The following is a 25025-nucleotide window of genomic DNA, read 5'->3' on the forward strand; positions in this document are numbered from 1 at the left end:
ATAAATGGTTAAAATATCAGTTAAAAGTAGTTTTGTTATAGCTTTAGGAGTCATTCTAATTCTCATAATTGGAATATTCATTTGGCTACATCATGAGACCAGCCCAGAACCATATCCGGTAGAGGAAATTATATTGGCTAGCCCGGATTCAATTGTAATTCAAACAGACTCAATCATTGAGCCTATTATCTATCATGGTAATCCAAACTTGCGAACAGTGTTAGGCCCTGAAAGAAAAGAATTATTTGTAAATATGATGCTTCCATCAATAATGCTTGCACTAAAGAAAATAGAGCACGAAAAGCGTAAGATGGAAAAGTTACAACGCAAGATTGAAAGAGGAAGACTGAAAGTACAAGATAGTGTAAGGGTTGATTCAATAGTAAAGTACTATAAGTGTATGAACTTAGTACAGGTGATTCACAGTCTTGAAACTCATCCAATAAGCATTATTTTGGCTCAGGCAGCTATAGAAAGTGGTTGGGGTACTTCCCGTTTTTTTATTGAAGCTAATAATGTGTTTGGTATATGGTCATATAATTCATCCGAAGAGAGAATTGCCGCATCTGAAACAAGAGGTGACAATACTATTTATCTAAGAAAATATGATAATTTATATGGTTCGGTTTTCGATTATCTGATAACGGTAGCACGAGCACCTGCTTATAAAAAACTCAGGGAGGTTCGGTTGGAAACCAATGATCCATATGAATTAATCCAGTATCTGGTTAATTACTCTGAACTTCGCGAAGAATATGTAAAGATCTTAGGAACAGTTATCAGGCAAAATGATTTTACTAAATACGATCATTATAAATTAGTTGACATAGATGAAGACGATCCCTTATGGCAAAGTTTATAAATGGATAGGAGTAGTTTTTTTTACTAGTCTGTTTTTTGTAGGTTCGTTACAGGCCTGGCAAATGGCAATTTCAAATATTACGCAGGAAGGCCAGTGGCAGGTAAAAACCTTGGTCTATCATCGTTTTGGAGATAATAGATACCCATCAACCAATACAACGAATGAGGCTTTTGAACAACAATTAAAGTGGCTTCAGCAAAATGGATTTACAAGTGTAACAGCATCAGAAGTTAAAAGATTAACAGATAAAGACGAAAAGAAATATGTTTGTATAACCATTGATGATGGATATAAGTCATTCAAAGAAAATGGGTTTCCATTACTGAAGAAGTATGGGATAAAATCCACCTTATATGTTAACACCGAAAGTGTTGATTGGGGTGATTATTTAAGCTGGGATGAAATAAAAGAGTTACAAACACAAGGGGTTGAAATTGGTAATCACTCGCATTCTCACGATTTTTTCCTAAATAAGAAACCTGAAGAAAGGTTATTGTATTTCGAATCTGACCTTGATTTATCTGAGAAATTATTTAAAAAACACCTGGGTGTTCAACCTAAGACGTATGCATATCCTTATGGAGAATTTAATGCCGAGATGATGACTCTTTTAAAGCAGAAGGGATATAGCATGGCATTTGCTCAGAACTCAGGTGTGTGGAATGAATCAACCAATTCTTTTGCAATTCCACGTTTTCCTATGTCAGGAAATGTTTCCATAGAAAAATTTGCTTCTAAAGTGTTGATGGAACCTTTTAGGGTTCGTTTCAATGGAGAAGGACCTTTTGTTATAAATCAAGATGGTAGTGTGGAAATAGAATTGATGTACGATAAAGAGCAGTACAATGGTATTGTAAACTATTTTGTTAATGGTGAGGTGTATGATAAACCAAAAGATGAGGAGGGAGTAATCAGATTAAATCTGCATGTTCCACAAGATAGGAGACGAACGATATTTACATTAACAACAAAGAATAAGGATAACAACTGGTGCTGGAAAAGTAATCTAATTATAAATCTTAACGTAGTTGAATAGATACATATGTCAAAGGAATAATAGATTTGGTAAATATTCCATTTAATATTAAAATTTTTGAAATGTGTAATTATCCTATTACCGACCTTATGAAATCGAATAAGTAAAGTGAATAGCAGTAAAATAAGAGCTTAAAATCTTTTTCTATTTCCGCCTTTTTAGTCTATTTATCTTAAAAAAATTTAAACTTCTCTACAAAAAATAAAACCTTTCAGCACCTACTACGTAATAACACATAAACACATCCAGGCTGCCGATATGTAATACAAGGCTGAAAGAGGGACGGGACACATATTAGCGCATTAAATATTTATTGAATGAGCATTGCCTTATTAGGCAGTGATATGGTGTTGTATGCTTATAATTTTGCTTATGAGAAAAGATCTACTAACCCGTTTGTTGTCTCTTTTTTTACTGTGCATTAGTTTTTCAGTTAATGCTCAGGTTGGTCGTGAATTTTGGTTTGTTGCTCCTGATGTCACAGACAGGCATGGCGATGAGCCATTACTAATGCGCGTAACTACATTTGATAACCCGGCCACGGTAACTATAACAATGCCTGCAAATACTGGGTTTTCAACTATTTCTTTTAATGTACCTGCTAATTCGCAGTATTCACAGTTGTTAAATAAGAACGACATTGAGAATGCACCAGCAAATAGCGTAAATAATAAAGGCATACATATTCAATCTACTGAGGATGTTACTATTTATTACGAAGTAGCAAATGATGGTAATCCCGATAAGTTTACCCTGAAGTGTGACAACGCTTTGGGGTTAGATTTTATGGTGCCATCGCAGAATGTATATGGCAACTATTCTAGTTATGGAGGAGATGCTAATGAAAAAGCAGATATCGTAGCCACTGAAGATAATACAGTAGTAACCATAACTCCTGCAATTGATGTTACAGGTCATCAGGCTGGGGTACCATATGATATAACCTTAAACAGAGGACAAACATATAGTATTGAGTGCAGAGACATTGCACCTTCAGCAGCCTTGGCCGGAACTAGAATTAAATCCACGAAAAGAATTGCTGTTACCATCTCTGATGATTCAATTAATGAACGAAGTCATCCACATGATTTAATAGGTGATCAGTTGATACCTATATCTGTGATAGGGGATACTTACATGGCTGTTAACACAAGTAAGGCACCCAATAGTAAAAACAATCAGAATACAGTTCAGAAGGTTTTTATTATGGCAATTGAAGACAATACTCATGTATATATAAATAATACAACAGATGCCTCAATAACTTTGATGGCTGGCGAAACAGTTGATATTGATATTACTGAACATGCCTTATTTATAAAAGCCTCCAAACGCGTTTATGCCTATCAGGTAACAGGTTTGGTTAATGTAACATCCGGAAAACAAAATGCAAATGAACTGGGAAGTGCGGTGTTACCTTCTCTTACGTGTACCGGATCAAGAGTAGTTGCTATAACCCGAATATTCAATCGGGATTTTTGGGTCAATTTAGTGGCTAAACGATCAATTATTAATGATTTTGTCTTAAAGGATAATAATGGTAATGTAATAAATGATTTAAAACCTCCTAAATTTCAGTGGACTCCGGTAAATGTGCAAGGATTGGATAATGGACAAGATGTTTGGATGACTTGTGCAGCTAACTTGGATGATTTAACTACAGGTACTACTTATACAATTGAGAATACAAAAGGAATTTTTCATTTAAGTGTTTTAGATGAGAATGATCCTACAGCGCCCAATTCCCCCGGAAGTGTAAGTTATGGATATTTTTCATCATATAATTCGTTCTATGTAGAAGGACCTTCTCAGGCTTGTTATGGAAATCAGATACAATTACAAGCTAAAGAGGGCATGGTTTCATATGACTGGTTTTCTTCTATAGATGGTCCATTGGATGCTTTTCAGAATCAATCATCTATTATGGTTAGTGAATCTGGTAAGTATTGGGTTGAAGTGTCAGATAATTTAGGTTGTCCACAGGTTGATACCCTTGATGTAGATTTTATCGCTCCTGACATTGATTTGGGAAATGATACTACAGTTTGCCCTGGTGAGACAGTTGATTTAAGTGTAACAACAGGTTATGCATCATATAATTGGAGTACTGGAGATACAGGTACTAGTATTCAGGTTATTCCGGTTGATGGTTCCACTACCACTGTATCAATAGAAGTAACAGATGATATGGGATGTATGGCCAACGATACGGTTGGGCTTTCAACTTTTGATGTGCCTGAAATTATATTGGATACCCAAAATGTTTGTGAGGGGAGTGCCGTTACTATCACAAGTGATTTTGAAAGATACGAGTGGACTTTTAATGGAACAGTAATAAATGCTGATCCAACTCAGAATTATATAATTCCGCAAAATTCTGGTGATTATACGATTACAGCCTGGACAGCTGATGGTTGTTCGGTAACTCAAACTGTTACCATTACCATTCTTGATCTTCCTTCTTTTACATTGGAAGATGCTTTTATATGTGAAAACAATAGTTACACTTTTAATGGGCCAACAGGTGATTATACCTATTTATGGACAGATGAGTTAAATAATACGTCCCAAAATATTTCATTTGTCACAGCAGCAGAAGGAGTTTATACTTTAGAGGTAACTGATACAAATGGATGTACAGCTCAACAAAGTGCCACCTTACAATTTGTTGCACCTCTGCCATTGAATTTATTGGTTGATAATGCTCAGTGTCAGGGAGCTACTATTAGCATAGAAAATGCCAATAATTATAGTAGTTATAATTGGAAGTTCAACAATGGAATCACGGAAGAAGATTTAGTGAATCAAAATCCAGATGATCAATATACAATATCAAATGCCGGTGATTCCGAATCTGGTATATATAAGGTAATAGCTACAGATTTAAATGGTTGTAGTGTTAAGGATTCAGTCTCCTTGAGCTTTACTGAGCCTCAACAACCTACTTTATCACTTAATCAGGATTTATGTGAAGGGGGAACAGCTACTATTTTAGCTTCTGGTGGTTTACAGAATTATAGGTGGTTTTTTCAAGGGACTGAACTAAATAATTTCGCGGGACAGCAATCTATTACAGTGAGCCAACCTGGTGAATATGTTGTAGAAGGAACCTCTGCTAGCTGTATTGTGTCAACAAGCATTAATGTAATTCAATATGGATTGCCTGAGGTTGTATTATCTGATGATGTCTCTTTCTGTCCTGGAGGAGAAGCGTCTGTATCAATCGTTAATTTTGTTAAATCGAGTGATGGTACCAATCTGGATTATTTATATTGGAATAATGAGACTGACAGAAAATTGACTGATTGGCAGGTTGCTGAGTATACTACAGGTACTGCAGGAACGTATTCTGTTACTGTTGTTGACCAACACGGTTGTACAGCCACCGATGATGTTGTTGTAACCGAAAATACACCAACTCCATTTGATTTGGGAGCACCTGTAGCTGGTTGCGAAAATGTAGGAGTTGTATTAAGTAATCCGATAAGTGATAGTCAGTCACAGGAATGGTATCAGGTAGTTAATGCCAATGATATATTTATTGGGAATCAGAATGACTATACAGCAATTCAAAGCGGAACCTATAAATTAACTATTCTGGATGCAAATGGATGTGAAAGTGTTGATTCGGTTGATGTTGTTATCAATCAAACACCATCTTTTAGTTTAACAAATGTTGAGGCTTGTCCGGGAGAAACTTTTACAGTTAATGGACCTAATGGATATAGTTCATATAGTTGGAGTGATGGTACCACCGAAGTATCAGCTATTCAGAATTTCACTACGGTTGTTGCCGGTAGTTATACATTGGAGGTAACTGATAATAACGGATGTTCTGCAACAGAATCTGTTGTTTTGAGTAATTATTCTCCAATAGCAGTCGACTTAGGACCAGATCGGGAAGAATGTGCAGGTATTGATCTAATACTTTCAGCGAGTGATTCTCATAGTAATTACACCTGGTATTTTAATGGGGCTCCTTTAGCAACACCAATGCCTCAAGAGCATATCTTAAGTATTATTAACGGAGATGTAGCTGATAATGGAATTTATAAGGTAATAGCAGAAGATACGAATGGTTGTGAAGTGGTTGATTCGGTTGATGTCGAATTTAGAAATGTACCGAATATTGCAGTGGTTCAAACGGAAGATTTGTGTGATGGTGCAGAAGTTGAATTAAGGGCATCTGACCGCTATGATACTTATGAATGGAGGTTTGAGAACAACCCATTACCTCAGTATGATGATGAACTATCTATTAGAATTAATCAAGAAGGCAGATATACCGTTATTGCCAGTATTCTTGGTTGTGTAAAGACCAATCAAATTGATGTTGAAAAGAATGGTCTTCCTAGTATTTCTTTGGCCGGAGATAATAGCTTTTGTGCCGGTGATAGTGCTGCTATAATTGTTACAGCATTTAATCCAGCTAGTAACGAAGGTCAATTCGCTTATTTGTATTGGAACGGAAATAGTAATGATAGGATTAATGATTGGCAATCAGCTGAGTTTATAACCAATTTAGCTGGCACTTATTCAGTAACTGCGGTTGACGAATTAGGCTGTGAGGTAACAGAATCTGTTGATGTTGATGAAAATTCACCTTCCAATGTTAATCTTTCTGATAGAAGTGCATGTAGTAACGATGGAGCTTTATTGCAAAACCCGGTTAATAATGCACAATCTCAGTCGTGGTATCAGACAATTTCTGGAAATGATATATTGGTTGCAACAAGTGCAGATTACCTGGCAATGCAAAGTGGTACTTATAAATTACAGGTGGTTGATGAGAATGGTTGTGAAAGTGAAGATGATCTTAATGTTGTAATTAATCAAACTCCTGAGTTTTCATTAAATGATGCTGAAGAATGTTTCGGTGTAGCTCATACATTTAATGGCCCGGCAGGATACAGTTATACGTGGAATACAGGAGCAACATCTCAAGATTTTGAGACTACTAATTCCGGTACTTATACATTGACCATAACAGATGCAAACAATTGTTCAGCAAGTGCTAGTGCTACGTTGATTTATCTAATGCCTTTAGCAATAGATTTAGGACCAGATGTGGAAGAGTGTGCTGAAACAAATATAACACTTGCTGTAACATCGTCACATACTGGTTTTAATTGGTATTTTAATGATGGATCTGGTTCTGAGGTGAATTTAGGTAATCCATTTGACGATTATATTATTAACAATGCACAAACTGGTAATTCAGGTGTGTATAGGGTAGAGGCCAACGATAGTAATGGATGTTCAGTGGAAGATAAGGTTTCGGTAGAAGTATATGATATAGTAGATCCACAATTGGAGCTATCCAATTATTTATGTCAGGATGGAACAGCTAAGATTATTGCATCAGCCGGGTACGATTCATATGAGTGGTTTTATAACGGAAGATCTATGACTCTTCCAATTGATCAGAATGTAGTAGATATTTCTGAAGCTGGATTTTATGCTTTACAGACTTCGTATAAAAAATGTGTTCGTCAAAATGATATTGGCGTAGATGTGTATGGTTTGCCTGAGGTTCAGTTGCCTGATGTATTTTCATTGTGTGATGGAGCCAGTAAAACTTTATCAGTTGAGAATTACACACCTGCAAGTTCTGCAAATGAGTTTAGTTATCTGTATTGGAATAATGATGATACAAAAAGGTTTACAGACTGGACATTGGTAGGGTACGAAGTAAGAGATGAAGGTAGATATTATGTTACCGCTGTAGATACATTAGGTTGTATGGCATCAGATTCGGTTGATGTCAATTTCTTCAACTCAGCGGAATTAGAATTAACAGGCCCGTTTGAAGCTTGTAACAGTATTGGTGTGTTACTTGAGAATCCGCTTTCGTCAGCATTAAGCTACACTTGGAATAGAATAGAATATGGTAACGAAATTACAGTGGCCAGCGATGAAAATTATTTGGCAACCCAGTCGGGCACTTACAGATTAAATTTGACAGATGAAAATGGATGTGAAACTACCGACGAAACTGTAGTAACAATACGTCCAAACCCAACACTTGATCTGGGGACGGATAAAGAAATTTGTGAAGGTGATTATTTAGCTGCTATTACCAGTGGTGATTATGCTTCTTATATGTGGAATGATGACCCTTCACTTAATACAGATCAATTATATGTAAATGCATCCGGGCTTTATAAATTGGAAGTTGCAAATGAATTTGGTTGTATTGCAGTGGATAGTGTTTTAATTTCAGTTGTTTCTATGCCTCAAATAAGTTTAACTGATAAGTTAAGTTGTTCTTTTGCGATTGATACACTGATTGCTACTGATCAGGCCATATACTCGTATTTATGGTCAACTGGAGAAACAACAAATCAAATTATTGTCGATAAAGAAGGAACTTACAGTGTTACCGTTTCATCAGGTAATGGCTGTGATGCAACTGCCGAGGCTTCGGTAGTGTGGAGATCATCGCCAAAAGTAACGCTTGGTGACGATGAGTATACTTGTCCAATAGACGGAATGCCAATGCTAACTGCCGAAGGTGGTCCTTTTGATAGTTATTTGTGGCAGGATGGAACTAGAGGAAGTTCAACAGTTGCTAATCAGGTTGATACCGTCAATTGGGTATTAGTCACCGACGAATTTGGTTGTACCGGTTATGATACAAAAACTGTTAAGCTGTATCCTGAACCTGAGTTGGAATTATTAAATGATAGTGCAGTTTGTCAATTTGATTCGTTAGGTATTGCTCTTGATACTGACTTATATGTAATAGGTTGGAGTACCGGACAAACGGATTATGATATTTGGCTGAAAGAAGCCGGCCAGTATTGGGTAAGTGTTTCTGATGGATGTCATATTGTAAATGATACCATGCAATTAGTGGTAAATCCCACTCCAATTGTGGCCCGATTAGATACCAGTATTTATGCGCAGGTTGTAATGTATGCCGAAGGTGGAACAGAACCATATTTGTATGCAATGAATGATGGTATTCCTGGTGAATCAAATGTATTCAGCAACCTCGATAATGGGGATTATATTTTATGTGTTGAAGATGCTAATGGTTGTTTGGCAGCTGATACCATAAGTATCAATGATAATCTGGATTTGGAAGTGCCTAAGTTTTTTACTCCCAATGATGATGGTTATAACGATACCTGGGAGATAGGTGGATTAGATCGACTACCCGATAGCGAGATAATAATTTATGATCGCTTTGGTAAGTTATTAATAAGGTATAAAGCCTCCGACCCCGGTTGGAACGGTAAGTATCTGGGCAAACCTGTCAGATCAGATGATTATTGGTATGTAATTGAATTAATTCCTACAGGAAAGAACTTAAAAGGTAACCTAACCTTAAAACGATGAAGAAAATTTTTGCAATAGTATTTGGCCTTACCATTACCCTAACGGTGGTTAATGGCCAAAAATACTATCTGACAAATCAGTATGTGTATGATCTGTTTCAGATGAATCCATCTACAGCTGCTTTTCAGAAGAATTGCATTACTATGAATGGGTTTTATCAGAAACAATGGTTTGGGACAGACCTAGCCCCTACCACTCAAATTTTAAGTCTGCAGATGCCAATAGGAGGGCAATTGGGCTCCGGTACCTATGTTTATAACGATCGCAATGGTAATTATAAAGAGATGGGGTTAAATCAGGCATTTTCTTATGAAATATTATTGCTTAAGAAAAGACGTAAAGTAATGACACTCTCATTTGGATTGTCGGTTTTGCTTGAGCAAACATCACTGGATATGTCTAATTTATTAGACGGTGGAGCTTTCGACCCTATTATAACAGGAGCAGGAGAAAACGGATTTGGTATTAATGCAAGTACCGGAGCTGTTCTTAAATACAATGAAACTCATATTGGTTTTGCAGTAACCAACTTACTTCCGGAAAATAATTCGATGTTTAATTCAATTTACGAGCCTAAAAGGGTTTTGGATTTTAATATTCATGCTGGCGGAAGTTTTAAAATTGCAGATAGGGATTTATATCTCGAGCCAACTGTAATGCTTCGTAAAAATGTATTAACGGATAGTCGTTTGGATTTAAATTTAAAAGCCTACTTGCCAACTCCTAACCCCGATTGGGCTACCTGGGGATTGGTTGCCTACAGGCATACAGTTGATCATCAGTTTGGAAAAAGTCTGGGAATGGCTGTTACCGGTGGAGTGGTTTATCAACAATTCAGTGTTGGATTAGAATACCAATTGGGTTTAACAACAGCCCAATTAGACTATGGAAGTAATTATCAGTTGGTGTTAAGTTACCGAATTTGTCGCGATAGAAGTAAGGGAGCTATCCCATGTTCTAAAATCCGACACAATAAAAAAACAAATTATAAGTTTTTAGGTTATTAACCTATTATAAATCCGCCTAAATCATTTCTTTTATTAAGAATCAGCTTCTATCTCTTATATATTTTGAGATATAGGGTTGAATAATTATGTTTGTTGTATAAAACACTTAAACTAACTTGTGATCGGGCGAAATAAAATATTTCTTTCAGTCAGTATCATTCTTTTTTTAGGTAATTCTATTTTTGGACAGTCGGTTGTAAATCAGGGAGCTGGTGCTTCTGAAGAAATTGAGTCAATGTTCAATAGTGTAATTGCCTATAATGATTTTGCTGTTGTAAAAGAAAGCGAGACGGTAAGAATTAATGTTCTTAATAATGATATTGGCTTAAATGATGGAGTGAGTGCTTTAACAATAGAGACTCAGCCAATAAATGGATCGGTTCAGGTTAACGAAGATAACACTATTCAATATACGCCAGAGCCGGGCTTCTGGGGTACCGACCAGTTTACTTATAAAGTTTGTAATTTAGTTGGAGATTGCGATGAAGCAAGGGTTGACGTGCAGATCGATGATGTAGACTATACCCCGGTTGCAGTTAACGATACTGTTGTGTTGATTCACGGATCCGATCAGGTGATTAGAATTCTTGATAATGATACAATTAAAGGTGATTTTCCTTATGTTGTAAATATTGTTCAAGGATTTAATCACGGAGATGCCCACCTTGATGATGATAATGTCTTAATACCATCTTTTCCCAGAAATTTCGGAGGAGCAGATTCGTTACAATACTCTATTTGTGATGTGGATAATGATTGTGATAATGCGTGGGTTTTTGTAGATGTTCAGTTTGATGGGAAAACTGATTTTTTTATTCCAAATGGTTTTTCTCCAAACAACGATGGATATAACGATACTTTTTACATTCCCGATTTCAAAAGTTTTACAAATATAAAAGTTACCATTTTTAATGAATGGGGACAAATAGTATATTCCAATAGCAACTATCAAAACAATTGGGATGGAGTAGCTAATTCAGGAGCCTTAAATGGAAAACCGGTACAGTCAGGTACCTATTATTACCAGTTTACTATCCCCGGAATCACACAAAGTATAACAGGTTCAATTTATTTAAGCAGATAAATGGGTAAAAAATATTACATATCAATTCTGCTTGTTTTGTGGTCGGTTAAATTAATGGCTCAATTAGAGGCTTTATCCACTCAGTATATGCATTCTCAGTTAATGATAAATCCTGCATATACCGGAGTAAGAAATTCTTTTGCTGTTAACCTGATGGCTCGTCATCAATGGATGGGACTGGATGGTGCCCCTGTCAACTATAATGTTAGTATTCATTCGCCTTTGAATAAATCAATGGTTTCGTTAGGAGCCGCCCTGAACTCATATCAAGTGGGCCCGGTACAGAATAATCGTTTTAATTTTTACTATTCTTACTTGATCCGACTTCGCCACAATATGTTTTTATCGCTAGGAGTTACTGCCATTGCTAATCATTATGGATTTAGCGCTGATGATTGGAAGGTTATTGATCCGGAAGATCCAAATTTTTTAGGAGGCTCACAAAATAGTTTTAAACCTAATGCAGGAGCGGGGATGTTCTTATATACTCCATCTTTTTATTTGGGAATTTCAGTGCCGCAGTTTATGGATTACTATTTTAAAAGTAAAGATTCCGATCAAATTATATCAGAGGTTAAAAGGCATTATTACCTTTCTACGGGTTATGGTTTTTCGATCAGTAAAGAGTTTTATTTGAAACCATCAACATTGGCTCGTTTTGTTGAAAACGGAATGTATAGTGTTGATGCTAATTTGCAATTGCTTTATAAAGAACTTTTCTCTGTGGGAGTTTCTTATCGTTTTGATACAGCTGTGGCTTTTGTGGGAGGTTTTAGATTGAGCGACCACTTAAATATTCATTATTCCTACGACATGTCTACTGAATCAACCGGAATAAATAAAGGTAGTCATGAAATTACGTTGAGTTTTGATTCGGGAAAAATGTTAAAACGTAATAGAGATAGAATGTTTCAGAAAAAGAGAAAGAAAGAACAGGACGAAGGTGGAGCCATGCGTTCTATCAGGTATTTTTAACTGTTTTGGCACATTATTGTCTCATCAACTTTAAATATGGCATAACAAAGTTGATTCATTAGCTTGTTATACTTTAATATTTAATCGCAGAATCCATTATTTAACTGCTGCCTGACATTATGGCGTTGTAATTCTTTAATATTTAGTTGTGATCCGACATTATGACACTGTTGATGTTTGTTATTTTATTGTCACCTGACATTATGGCGTTGTTAATGTATATTATTTAATTGTCACCTGACATTATTTATATGTAAATACCTATTATTTGAGTGTCAGCAACAATTATTTGTGTGTTTTCAAGTTTTATTTGGGCGTAAACGGAAATTATTTCAATTGCAGAAGGTATTTAACTGTTGCGGTAGTTAGTTTGTAAGATGTAACATTTATTTTTTAGCATAAAAAAAGCCTTCCCGAAGGAAGGCTTTTAAAATATATATGAAATTCAATTATTTTACTGAATCCATGTACTGAATTAATTCACATACTTTAGCTGAATAACCCATTTCGTTGTCATACCATGATACAACTTTTACGAAAGTGTCAGTTAAAGCGATACCAGCTTCAGCATCGAAGATAGAAGTTCTTGTGTCACCAATGAAGTCGTTAGAAACAACAGCATCTTCAGTGTAACCCAAAATACCTTTCAATTCGTTTTCAGAAGCAGCTTTCATAGCAGCTTTGATATCATTGTAAGAAGCAGCTTTAGCTAAGTTTACAGTAAGGTCAACTACTGAAACGTCTGGAGTTGGTACACGGAAAGCCATACCAGTTAATTTACCATTCAATTCAGGAATTACTTTACCTACAGCTTTAGCAGCACCAGTTGATGAAGGAATGATGTTTTGGCTAGCGCCACGTCCACCTCTCCAGTCTTTAGCTGAAGGACCGTCAACAGTTTTTTGAGTTGCAGTAGTAGCGTGAACAGTAGTCATCAAACCGTCAACAATACCGAACTTGTCGTTCAATACTTTAGCGATAGGAGCTAAACAGTTTGTAGTACATGAAGCGTTAGAAACGAAGTTCATGTCGTTAGTGTAAGAAGTATTGTTAACACCCATAACGAACATTGGAGTATCGTCTTTAGAAGGAGCAGACATTACAACTTTTTTAGCACCAGCGTCGATGTGACCTTGAGCTTTTTCTTTAGTTAAGAATAAACCAGTTGACTCAACAACGTATTCAGCTTCAACACCACCCCAGTTAATGTCAGCAGGGTTTCTTTCAGCAGTAACACGGATTTCGTCACCGTTAACGATTAATTTACCGTCTTTTACTTCAACAGTACCGTCGAATTGGCCATGAGTTGAATCATATTTCAACATGTAAGCCATGTAATCTACATCAATCAAATCGTTGATAGCAACAACTTGAATAGTTCCTTTAGCTACAGCCTGACGGAAAACGAAACGTCCGATACGGCCAAAACCGTTAATCCCAATCTTGATTTTTGACATTTTATTGCTTTTTTAAGAATTGTTTTAATAAGGTCTTCAAAAATGCACTGCAAAAGTAAGAATTCATAATTAATTCTTCAAGAAATATGAAAATGAATTTTGTAAATAAGTTTTAAGAAATCTTAAAGATTGATTAAAAATGTAATGGTGTCTTATACTTTACAAATGGGCAAAAAAAAAGCAACATAAAAGAGATGACTTCATCCTTTTATGCTACTTGCAATGTTTTTACCTGAAGGTTAAGATTAAGCTCTTTCTGCAGGTTGTTCGGTAGGTGCTTGGCCGTATGCTGGGCAATCTTCTGAACTTTTGCATGAATTCATTCCAATTGCAACAACAAATAATACAGCGGCAAATAACAAAATCTTTTTCATCTTCATAGTCTTTTACTTGTCTGTAAAAATAGGAGAATATTACTGATCTCCAAAATCTTTAATTTATTTCTCAAACGCAAAGAAAGTGCTTAAGTTACGTTTTTCAAGGGGAACTTGGGTAATGGCAATATTTTCTAAGTTAAAGCCCTTTTTTTTTACACTAAAAGTGCTGAGAAATAAAAAAAGCCCGAATTCGGGCTTTGTATTTTATTCATCATCATTGTTGCTTCGTTGTGGCCATCTGATGGTGTCGTCATCAACAAATTCAGGTCCGATTTGAATGGTTGTCAGTTTATCATCTTCAATCCAGATATTGATGTTTTCCTTCTCAAAGATGTACTGTACCATATTTTCAAATTCATCATCTTCTATTTCCTCAACTTCATACTCACCCATATCAAGGTTTTCTAAAGCACTCAGGAAGTCTTCTTTCGACATACCAGGTTTAATAGACTCGTGAAGGACAAATCTGTCATTTTCGAAAGAAATTTCTACTAACCTGAAGTCTTCCTCACTATCAAAAGACATTGAAAGTCCGAACTCATCGTAATATAGTACGTTTGCTTGGCCTCCATGACCATAGTTTTGAACCTCTGTTTCATCCGGATCTCCGATGTAGCTTGAAACTTCGTGTTCTTCCATTCCAAATTTAATGCTGCCGAATCCTATGAACGGCAAGATGGCTTTTGTTGTCATTTTTAGTTTAAAATGTAATTAAATTATTTACAGGGTAAATATAAAAAACGGGTGGAAAAATTTCTAATTCTAGACTAAAAAAATCCGACAATCTTTAAAAAGGTTGTCGGATTTGATAATTAAAAGACGCTTAGTAATTTATTTCAGTTGTTCCATACCGGTATTCGTCCCTTTGTATAGGGTGCTTTTAGCTGATCCATTTGTTTTCGGATGGCTACTATTTTAACGGTTGCTATATTTTTAACATCCTCTAATAAAGAAGGGAATTTCTTATTTACTATTTCAAAGTCTCTTTTTGAGGTAGTGGTAATATTAGAACTACTTTCTATATGGCTATAAATAATGTTGTTGAGTCTTTCCATTAAAGGCATTTGTGCTGGAGGAATTTCTTCCCAACTGGCTTTAGCTTCAACTCCATTAAAGGCAAATTCAATATCATCGAGTTCTTTATTTAACGCATTTAATGAAGGTATCACTTCTTCGTTGGCTCCGGCAACCGATAAAGAGGTTTGTTTCATAGAAGCAACTTCTTCTTTGAGTTCTGATAGTAAGCGCATGGTGCCATTCATGGCTTTAGAAAGTTCAGTCACTTTTCTTTGGAATTCGACCATTGCTTTTCGGTCATCAGCCGGAAGAGTGGTATTATTTAAAGTATTTACCTCAAAGGAAGTTGGTCCTGCCAGTAGAGTTGTTGTGTTGTCTTTTATCTGACTTATTTCAACCCTATATTTTCCAGGCATAACATAAATACCACTTTCAGACTTTTTGAAAGGATCAAATTTCTTAGTCTTCACAATGGTCCAATCGTTATAAGTTAAATCCCAGTTAAAACGAGTAACGTTCTTTTCAGGTTTTTTTGTGAAAGTTTTTACAATGCTTCCTTCGTCATCCTTAATGGTAACTAATAAATAAGCTGGTATTTCTTTCGATTCATCTTGCAGTTCTTTCCAGGTGGGTTGAGGAATGCGCTCACTTTTCTCAAAAAGATCTTTTTCCATTTCCTGACGAATCTGCTTTTGTGTTTTCGATACTTCTTTCTGATAAAAAGTAAAGGTGGCGCCAAATTCCGGGTTTGCAGCACCAAAATAGGTAGCTCCTTGTCCATAAATTTTATCGGTGCGAATAAATAAATCAGCATCTTTAATTTCAAACAGGTGGGCATCTTTTTTTACCAGTTCTTCCGATAGTTCGCGTAAAGGAGAATAATTATCCAGCACATAAAATCCACGCCCAAAAGTGGCTAATACCAAATCATTTTCACGCTCTTGTATAGCTAGATCCTTAACAGCAATAGAAGGGATACCTGACTTTAATTGAATCCAGTCTTGTCCTTCGTTGACAGAGAAGAAAATACCAAATTCGGTACCGGCAAATAGCAATTCTTTTCTTTCAAAATCTTGCTCCAGGGTATGAACTGTACCGTTTTCTGGTAAATTAGATGAAATGGATGTCCATGTTTTACCCTTGTCATTACTTTTTAATATGTAAGGCTTAAAGTCATCGTTCTTCATGTTATCGAAAGTGGCATACACCACGTTTTCGTCAAATCGAGATGCGTAGATGTCACTTACATAAGTGTATTCGGGAACACCCGGGAAGGATGATATTTTACGCCACGTTTTGCCATTGTCTTCAGTTACCTGAATAACTCCATCATCAGAACCGGCATATATCAATCCGGGCTTAACAGGTGATTCATCTAACGAAACAAGGGTGTTGTATTGAGAGGTGGAAACATCTTTTACAACGGCATCGGCGCTCCAGTATTTACCCATCACCGGCCATGTGTTGCGATCGATTTGAGCTGTCAGATCATCAGAAATAACCTCCCAGGTGTCTCCTCTGTTTGAACTTTTAAATACTTTATTGGCTGCAATATAAATGGTTTTGTGGTCGTGCTTACTTAGTATTAAAGGTGCGTTCCAGTTCCAGCGGTAGGTTAACTCATCTTCGCGTGGTTGTGGTTTGATATTGATCTTTTCTCCACTTTTTTTATCGTAGCGCACTACATTACCATATTGCCATTCGCTGTAAACAATATCAGGGTTGGTAGGGTCAACTCTCGACCAGAAACCATCACCAAAAACGGTAACAATCCATTCGCCACTGGTTACGCCAAAAGAACTTGTGTTTTGAACAGGTCCTCCGAGAGTAGCATTATCCTGAGTTCCTCCGTAGATATTATAAAATGGTTCAGCATTATCGACGGTTACACGGTAAAACTGGGTAACAGGCAGGTTACTAACCTGTCGCCATAATTCACCGGAGTCATAGGAAATATAAACACCTCCATCGCCACCAATCATTATATGGTTATTGTCCTCAGGGTTAACCCATAGTGCATGATCATCAACATGGCGATCTTTATTGCTTAATCGTTTCCATTTTTTACCACCGTCTTCTGTATAATACGAATAGGTTTCAACAGAATAAACTTTGTCGAATTCAATCGGGTCGCAATAAATCTCATTGTAATATTGACCACTTGAATGATGATCGCTCATTTTTGACCATGACTCGCCACGATCTGTTGAGCGGAAGAAACCACCAGCGTTATTAGCAGCTTCTATAATAAGGTATAGTACATCGGGATTTTGAGGTGATATGGCAATACCCATTCCACCAATATGTTCGGTGGGTAGTCCGCTTTTTAATTTTCGCCAGTTTTTTCCGGCATCGGTTGATTTATATACTGCTGATTCCGGTCCTCCGCCAATTTTGGTAAATACATGTCGGCGTCGCTGCTCCGATGTGGCATATAAAATGTCAGGATTTCGTGGATCGCAAATAATATTGTTTACACCCGTATTTTCGCTTATCTCTAATACTTTTTCCCAGTTTTCTCCTCCGTCAGTGGTTTTATATAAGCCTCTGTCGCCTCCAGGGCCCCAGGCTGAACCTTCGGCCGCAACATAAACAACATCAGAATTGCGAGGATCAATCAATATCATACCAATTTGGCGTGAATCTTTTAATCCCATATTTTTCCACGATTTTCCTCCATCAATGGTCTTGTAAACACCATCGCCATAACCAAGAGCCCGCTGGTGGTTATTCTCGCCCGTTCCGGCCCAAACAACATTACTGTTATTTGGATCCATAGCCAGGCATCCGATTGAATAGGCTCCGTATTTATCAAATACAGGAGAAAAGGTAATGCCGTTATTGGTTGTTTTCCAGATATGGCCACTGGCCACTGCAACGTAAAACTCAGAATGATTATTAGGGTTGACAGCGAAATCGGCAATTCTACCAGATGTAAAAGCAGGTCCAATACTTCTTAATTTTAATCCTGATACCAGACTACTGTTGATTAAGGTATCTTTTTGTTCCGACTCATTCTTCGACTTTTTTTGAGCCATCAAACTAAAAGGAATAACAAAAAATGTCATCAGTAATCCAATGACAGTGATTCTTTTAAGGTGATTCATCTTATAATGATTTGGGTTTAAATTAATTTTAAGCTCAAAAGGTAGTAATTCTAACACTTAAATGCACTTTGAGGGGTGGTTTTTGTCTGGAATGAAATAAAAAAGGCGACTCAAAAGCCGCCTTTTTATATTAATTGTGAGCTATAGGATCGGGATCTCCATCCGGATCGCCGTTTACATATCCATCTGTTGTAAGATTATTGGTAATCAGCAATAATCCACAAACATGTGGTGCTGCCATTGATGTACCGCTCAAAGTTTCATAGCCGCCTTTCATATAGGTTGAGTAGATACCGTATCCGGGAGCGCAATAATCAACTCCAGCGCCATAATTAGAGAAGTAAGCCCAGTTATCATTACTATCCATAGCTGATATTGTATAGATATTAGGGCCGTCAACGCGGGCGGGAGAGTGGTTTTCTGCATCATCCGATTCGTTACCCGCCGCCAAGGCAAATTTTAATACTGATGAGGCAGATAAAACAGCTTCGTCTAAAGACGTTGAAATTCCACCACCTAAGCTCATATTGGCAACATCATCTGATGAAGCATTTGCGGCTACGTAATCAACTCCTGCAATAACACCAGATAAGGATCCACTGCCTCTGCGATCTAAAACACGCACAGGAACTACGGTTGCGCCCGGAGCAACACCCACAACTCCTATAGAGTTATCTAACGCTGCAACAGTACCGGCAACATGTGTTCCATGACCATTTTGATCGTCTGGCGTATAACGTGAACCTAAGAATTGAGCGGCTCTATCCGTATCAACATTTAAGTCGGGGTGGTCTAAATCAATTCCTGAATCAATGATCCAGGCAGTTTTGCCAACACCGCTAACAGGTCCGCCAACGCGAGTTATTCCCCAAGGAATAGACTGAGAGGCGTCAACAACAGTGCCAGGTTTCTTTTTAATGGTAATAGGTGATAAGGATATAATCTTATCTTTTTCAATGCGTAAAACTACTTCATCAGATTGCAAAGTGGCGACTTCTTCATCTGTTAAATCCAAAGCAAATCCTTTAAGGGCTTTACCATAAATATGTTTAAAAGCTTTTGATTTGATTTTTTTCTTAGCGAATAGCTTTTCAGCTTTAACCTTAACCTTATCCTTTTTGGCTTTGTACGATTCTCCTGTTAAATCAGTAATAGCATCATTTTTTAGAACTACAATATAAGAGTTACTAACAGATGAGGCTTTTAAAGTGGGTTCGATTGTGGAACTGTCGTTACTAACCAATGATTCTTTTTCGCAATTGGTTAAAAACAAAACAGAGCATAGCATGGCTATGCCTAAAAGTGCTTTTCTTTTCATGTTTTGGCGTTTAAATTATATTAAAAATATAGGAAATTACAATTACCGATATTTAGTGTAAAAAGTCAAGTTGGTCAGTAAATTTTAAATTGAAAGTGTATGGTTGATGTAATAAAGTTTGATGGTCTTTTTTTATGTGAATGATACAAATACTATAGATATAGTTTTGATACTATTAAAATAGTACTATATTTGTAGTAGTTGATTAATTAATTGAAAATATGGAAATAAAGCAATTAACTAAAGCCGAGGAAGAGATAATGCAAATCCTATGGGAAATAGGAGAGGGAACAGTAAAAGATGTGCTGGAAGGCTTTGTTGAGAAACAACCGGCTTATACAACTGTGGCGACAGTTTTAAAGGTACTTAAAAAGAAAGAAATTGTAGATAACAAAGCTATTGGTAATACTTATATATATAGTCCGAAAATAAGTAAGGAAGAATATTCATCTTACCAGATGAAACATCTTTTAAATAACTATTTCGGAGGTAGTTTTAAGCGTTTGGCTACTTTTTTTGCGAAGGATAATGATATGGATATAGAAGAATTGGAATTCATGCTGAAAGAGAGTGAATCCAAAACAAACCCTAAAAAATAGTCCTATGGATTTACTAACCTATTTTACCCGATCGATAACCATTTTATTTTCATTTACAGTAATGTATTTGATTGCCTTCCGTAAAGACGGGCATTTTACACTATATAGAGGATATTTATTGTTAGGGCTGATTGCTACTCTCTTTCTTCCAATGATTGAGCTAAGCTATACTATTTTTGTACAGCCTATTGATACTAACAATATATTTAAAGAAGTAGCAGAGCCAGTTGTTGAGTCATCAACTGCTATTGTTAATGAGCAGTCGTCATTTAATTGGATGATGCTATTACCCATTGTGTATTTTTTAGGTGTATTGGTATTTGCTTCTCGAATTCTTTTTGGAGTGTATAGAATAATGCAGCTGAGGAAAATGAGCAGGAAGGTAGAAAGGAATGGTGTTGTTTATTTTATAAGTAAGAATGTAAGTGAACCATTCACATTTGGGCACTCTGTATTTTTAGATGATGAATCCTATTTAAATGATGATAATTCCGAAATTTTAGCTCATGAGAAAGTTCATCTATATCAGAATCACTGGGTAGATGTTTTGTTGAGTGAAATTTTAATTGTTATTCAGTGGTTTAATCCTTTTGCCTGGTACTATGGACGATTGGTAAAGCAAAATCTGGAGTTTTTGGCAGATCGGGGTGTACTAAATCAAGGCTATTCAATTGAAAAGTATATACAATCAATAATTTGTGTAACAATGGGAGCGGAAGCGTCAGTGCTAGCCAATCACTTCCGGTTCTCCCAAAATAAACGACGACTAAAAATGATGAAAAATGTAAGAAAATCCAAATGGCGACAGCTTAAACTGCTGTTGACATTGCCTCTGATAGGAGGTTTTTTGTGGGCTTTTAGCCAACCGAATTATCAGTTGAAAAAGTTAGAAGATGAAGGCCTTGAGGTTACTTCAATAAAAGATGGGAAAAAAGTAACTGTTAAAGGACAAGTTGGTATTGAAGATACAACAGATATAATGAATCCTAATACAGGAGAGGTTAAAAGAATGATTGTGTTGGGGCCAGTTCCTGGAGTTAGTATTGTTTTAAAAGGAAAAACGATTGGTTGTGTATCCGATATGGATGGTAAATTTACTATTGAAGCTTCAGAGGATGATATACTAGTATTTTCATTTGTGGGATTTAAAACAGAAGAAAGAAAAGTTGAAGAGGGAAAAGAAATAGTGGTTGCTTTAAAACCTACCTCTTATGCTATTGATCCAGGTCCTTTCAGAGAGAGGTATAAAGGCAAAATAACTCCTCCGCCACCACCTCCACCACCAGCTCCTAAAATTGAGAAAAAGGAGATTGCGCTACCACCACCGCCTCCTCCGCCGACAGAAAGTGATGAGCCTGTGTTTTTTGTAGTTGAAGATCTGCCTAAATACAATGGTGGGATAGAGTCTTATGCTGCCGCTTTGTATAGTAGTATCACTATGGCAAAAGAAAAACAGGAATTAAATGGGATTGTAAAAGTTAAATTTACAGTAAATGCAAAAGGTGATGTGGTTAATGTAAACGCAATTGATAAAAAGGGGAAGGAAGCTGAAGTAGCCGAAAAGATTGTTGCCAGATTAAACAGTTGGATACCCGGTAAGCAAAGAGGCAAACCAATTGCATGTACAATGGTAGTTCCTGTAGAATTTGATTAAAAGAAAAAAGCCGGATATTCCGGCTTTTATTTTTGTTTATAGGCTGTTTTTAAGTTTTTTAGAATGGTAAAACCACGGTCAACGTCTTCGTCGTTTACAATGATGGTAAACTCGTTGGTTGTTGAAATAACTTCTTTAATATTGACACCTTCCCAGGCAATAGCTTTTAGTATATGGTAATAAAAACCGGTAACTGCTACATTAGAAGTCGGTAACTTTAAAGTAATAGCTGATAACTCTCCTTGTTTAAGCAGGCATTCTTCATTGCCAAAATACTTCTCAACCAATTCCTCATAGGCTGAACTTACAACTAAATTGGATTCAAATACACCACGCACTAATGTGTAAAATACATCATGATGCGCACCTATTTCCTGCATCACTTTAGTATGACTGTTAAAAATAGTATTACTGTTTCTAAAGGTAAAATCAGTCAGGTTTGATCTTACAATAATATCACCCAGCGATTCAAGTAGTTTTTGCAGGTTTTTATTTAAAGTGTAATCCAACTGTGGGGTAAGGCGGTTTAAAGCCATCACAACAGCGCCCTGTTTAACCGGTTTCTCGGTTAGTTTTTCAACCATGGGTTGTATTTGACGAGCTAAAGAAGAAATATTGATTAATCCTTCACATAAAGCTTCTATAACAAAGGGTTTAACTTTAATAACCGATTCAACTGCTTGACTGACTGTTTTCATAATCCTTGTGTTTCATCAAACCTAAGGGCTTGAGATTAACGTTAATGTCAGACAAAGATAGTTAAAGTTAAAATATTAACATAGTGTTATAAAGAAGTTTTTTTTGTTTAAAAATTTCAGACTAGTCATTTCTTTTCCTAATTTTGAGGTGAAATTTATTGGTGAAATTATGCAAGACTTTAATTTAACAGGTTCAATTGTGGCAATTGCCACTCCGTTTAAAGCTAATGGTGAAATAGATGTTGATGCTTTTGATCATCTGATTGATTTTCATCTTGAAAATGGTACAGACGGAATTGTGGTTTGTGGTACAACCGGAGAAACACCGGCTTTAACAGGTGATGAAGATGCTTTTTTGATTGAACGAACTGTTAAAAAAGTGGGAGGTAAAATTCCAGTAATTGCAGGAAGCGGAAGTAATTCAACTGAGGAATGTATTAGATACAGTCGTAAGGCAGAAGCTATTGGAGTAGATGCTGTGTTGGTGGTTGGACCTTATTATAATAAACCTACCGAAAAAGGAATGTATCAACATTTTGCTACCGTTGCTGATGCTATAGATGTACCTATCGTTCTTTATAACGTGCCTTCGCGTACAGGATCAAATATATCGGTTGACACAGCTATTAAATTAGCTAACAATTTTGATAATATTGTTGGGATTAAGGAAGCATCAGGTGATTTAACTTTATTTGCAGAATTGATTGCCAAACGTCCGGAAGGATTTAAAATATATAGTGGTGACGATTTTCTATCGGCGCCAGCTAACTTAATTGGTGCTGATGGATGTATTTCGGTAATAGCCAATATTATTCCACAAGATTTTGCCAAGTTGATGAAAGACTCTATGGAAGGTGATGTGGCTGAGGTAAATAAATTGTTTTACCAGTATCGCGATTTAATGGATTTACTATTTATCGAATCCAATCCAATACCTGTTAAAACAGCATTAGCAGCAATGGGCTTGCTGGAAGAAGAATTCCGTTTACCAATGTGCACCATGGAAGATGCAAACAAAGAGCTGTTGCTTAATGAAATGAAAAAACAAGGAATTATATAATGTAATTATTTTTTAGTGTTGTTGGAAAAAGGGCTTCGAGAGGAGTCCTTTTTTTATTTCTTAAAGTGTTGTTATATAGGCTTTAATGTGATAGTTATAAAAGAATGTTTAATAAATAGTAAAAAAAATTAAACAAAAATTCAAAACTGCTGTTTTTCTTTCGGATCCGTTATTAAAGTTGTTAGAACTGCATTGATATTTAAACATCTGGCAGTTCTTAGGAATTCAGACAGAAAGAATGAACGATGAGTAAGTACAACGGTACTTAGTAGGAATAGGTCTTGGTTGTATAATTCGCTAAAGGCTTCGAAAGAAATAATCACGTTTAGAAAATTTGCAGTTATGAAACGAATTTACCTTTACTTAAAAACATCGCTCTTTATTACGCTTATGATGGGCTTAATGCCTTCAGTGTTAAATGCACAAGATGAACCTGCGCCCCCAAGCGAAAATTCAATTATTTTTAATCATCTTTCATTCTTTAATGATTTGATTGATGACATTGTTGATAATGCTCCTTACACAATCTTTCTACCAACGGAAGATTCTTTCCAGAATTTAACTGATGATCAGAAAAATAGTCTTTTTGTACATCCATATACCGAACTTATAGATGTGCTGAAAGGGCATATGGTTTCAGGAGTAGTTACTTCAGCTGATTTGGTCGATGGACAGGTACTTACTTCTGTAAATGGTAGTAAACTACTGCTTAAGAATATTGACCATTCATGGTATGTGAATGATATTTTAATATCGGATGTTGATATTCATTTAAAGCAGTCAGTCATCCACCGAATCGATGGTGTTTTATTTCCAACTACCACTGTTTACGATATTATCTCAGACAGTGAATCACATACTACTTTGGAAGCAGCTATCGGAGCAGCCGGATTAGATGAAGCCTTAATGGGAGACGGACCTTTTACCGTGTTTGCACCCACCGATGATGCCTTTGCTGCCTTGCCGGAAGGAACTGTAGAAGCCTTACTTGAAGATCCGGAAGGAACCTTAACACAAATTTTGCTATACCACGTAGTAGGTTCCAAAGCCATGAGTACCGATTTAAGCGACGGTGATATGATCGTTACTCTTCAAGGCAAAGAAGTTGAGATAAAAATCATGGATGGTAAAGTATACATCAACGATGCCATGGTAACCGTAGCTGATATCGAAGCCGACAATGGTGTGGTACATGTGATTGATGCCGTATTGCTACCACCAACTACCACAGTATACGATATTATCTCAGACAGTGAAGCGCATAATACCTTAGAAGCCGCAGTTGGCGCAGCAGGTTTGGATGAAGCCTTAATGGGAGACGGACCCTTTACCGTGTTCGCACCAACCGATGATGCCTTTGCTGCCTTGCCTGAAGGCACTGTAGAAGCATTGCTGGAAGATCCGGAAGGCGCGTTAACACAAATATTACT

General features: G+C 36.5%; 16 protein-coding genes. 10 read left to right on the forward strand and 6 right to left on the reverse strand.

Annotated elements, in window-relative coordinates:
* Nucleotides 1-4 precede the first annotated feature (4 nt).
* The 6 genes from KEM10_RS13520 (at nt 5) to KEM10_RS13545 (ending at nt 12308) form a co-directional block, all read left to right on the forward strand.
* Entirely contained in the window at nt 5-862 is an 858-nt protein-coding gene (locus tag KEM10_RS13520; protein ID WP_212216548.1) for a glucosaminidase domain-containing protein, read from the forward strand.
* Nucleotides 831-1898, forward strand: a complete 1068-nt coding sequence (locus tag KEM10_RS13525; RefSeq protein WP_212216549.1) for a polysaccharide deacetylase family protein — start codon at nt 831-833, stop codon at nt 1896-1898. The genes KEM10_RS13520 and KEM10_RS13525 overlap by 32 nt, the downstream gene beginning before the upstream one ends.
* A 372-nt stretch (nt 1899-2270) precedes the next feature.
* Nucleotides 2271-9242 carry a T9SS type B sorting domain-containing protein gene (locus KEM10_RS13530; RefSeq protein ID WP_212216550.1) on the forward strand — a complete coding sequence of 2324 codons (6972 nt, stop codon included), beginning with the start codon at nt 2271-2273 and terminating at the stop codon, nt 9240-9242.
* Entirely contained in the window at nt 9239-10249 is a 1011-nt protein-coding gene (locus tag KEM10_RS13535) for a PorP/SprF family type IX secretion system membrane protein (RefSeq protein WP_212216551.1), read from the forward strand. Before KEM10_RS13530 ends, KEM10_RS13535 begins: the two co-directional genes overlap by 4 nt.
* A 118-nt stretch (nt 10250-10367) precedes the next feature.
* Nucleotides 10368-11333, forward strand: a complete 966-nt coding sequence (locus KEM10_RS13540; protein ID WP_212216552.1) for an Ig-like domain-containing protein — start codon at nt 10368-10370, stop codon at nt 11331-11333.
* On the forward strand, nt 11334-12308 hold the full coding sequence (locus KEM10_RS13545) for a PorP/SprF family type IX secretion system membrane protein (protein ID WP_212216553.1): 975 nt from the start codon (nt 11334-11336) through the stop codon (nt 12306-12308).
* Between the two features lie 449 nt (nt 12309-12757).
* On the opposite strand, the gene gap is transcribed toward KEM10_RS13545, so the two are convergent.
* From gap to KEM10_RS13565, 5 genes are all read right to left on the reverse strand, one after another.
* Nucleotides 12758-13765: a type I glyceraldehyde-3-phosphate dehydrogenase gene (gap, locus tag KEM10_RS13550; RefSeq protein ID WP_212216554.1), complete on the reverse strand. Its 1008-nt coding sequence runs from the start codon at nt 13763-13765 to the stop codon at nt 12758-12760.
* Nucleotides 13766-14010: 245 nt separating this feature from the next.
* The gene (locus tag KEM10_RS24555) at nt 14011-14139 is read right to left on the reverse strand and encodes a hypothetical protein (RefSeq protein WP_262897928.1); all 129 of its coding nucleotides are present in this window, start codon (nt 14137-14139) and stop codon (nt 14011-14013) included.
* Between the two features lie 207 nt (nt 14140-14346).
* Nucleotides 14347-14781 (reverse strand): hypothetical protein, encoded by a 435-nt coding sequence (locus KEM10_RS13555; RefSeq protein ID WP_212216555.1) that lies wholly within the window; start codon nt 14779-14781, stop codon nt 14347-14349.
* Nucleotides 14782-14978: 197 nt separating this feature from the next.
* On the reverse strand, nt 14979-18266 hold the full coding sequence (locus tag KEM10_RS13560; protein WP_212216556.1) for a VPS10 domain-containing protein: 3288 nt from the start codon (nt 18264-18266) through the stop codon (nt 14979-14981).
* Nucleotides 18267-18396: 130 nt separating this feature from the next.
* A complete protein-coding gene (locus tag KEM10_RS13565; RefSeq protein ID WP_212216557.1) occupies nt 18397-19584 on the reverse strand; it encodes a S8 family serine peptidase in 1188 nt (395 codons plus the stop codon).
* A 221-nt stretch (nt 19585-19805) separates the two neighbouring features.
* Here KEM10_RS13565 and KEM10_RS13570 point away from each other — a divergent pair, with 221 nt between their 5' ends.
* Nucleotides 19806-20183 (forward strand): BlaI/MecI/CopY family transcriptional regulator, encoded by a 378-nt coding sequence (locus KEM10_RS13570; RefSeq protein ID WP_244825836.1) that lies wholly within the window; start codon nt 19806-19808, stop codon nt 20181-20183.
* 4 nt (nt 20184-20187) lie between these two features.
* On the forward strand, nt 20188-21837 hold the full coding sequence (locus tag KEM10_RS13575; RefSeq protein ID WP_212216558.1) for a M56 family metallopeptidase: 1650 nt from the start codon (nt 20188-20190) through the stop codon (nt 21835-21837).
* Nucleotides 21838-21863: 26 nt separating this feature from the next.
* Here KEM10_RS13575 and KEM10_RS13580 read toward each other — a convergent pair whose 3' ends face one another.
* Nucleotides 21864-22535 (reverse strand): hypothetical protein, encoded by a 672-nt coding sequence (locus KEM10_RS13580; protein WP_212216559.1) that lies wholly within the window; start codon nt 22533-22535, stop codon nt 21864-21866.
* A gap of 169 nt (nt 22536-22704) precedes the next feature.
* Between KEM10_RS13580 and dapA the strand changes: the two genes are divergently transcribed.
* A complete protein-coding gene (gene dapA, locus KEM10_RS13585) occupies nt 22705-23595 on the forward strand; it encodes a 4-hydroxy-tetrahydrodipicolinate synthase (RefSeq protein ID WP_212216560.1) in 891 nt (296 codons plus the stop codon).
* 342 nt (nt 23596-23937) lie between these two features.
* Nucleotides 23938-25025, forward strand: a 1088-nt coding sequence (locus KEM10_RS13590) for a fasciclin domain-containing protein (protein WP_212216561.1), incomplete at its 3' end; no start/stop codon positions are given.

It is taken from the genome of Carboxylicivirga linearis (assembly GCF_018271995.1).
GTDB lineage: Bacteria > Bacteroidota > Bacteroidia > Bacteroidales > Marinilabiliaceae > Carboxylicivirga > Carboxylicivirga linearis.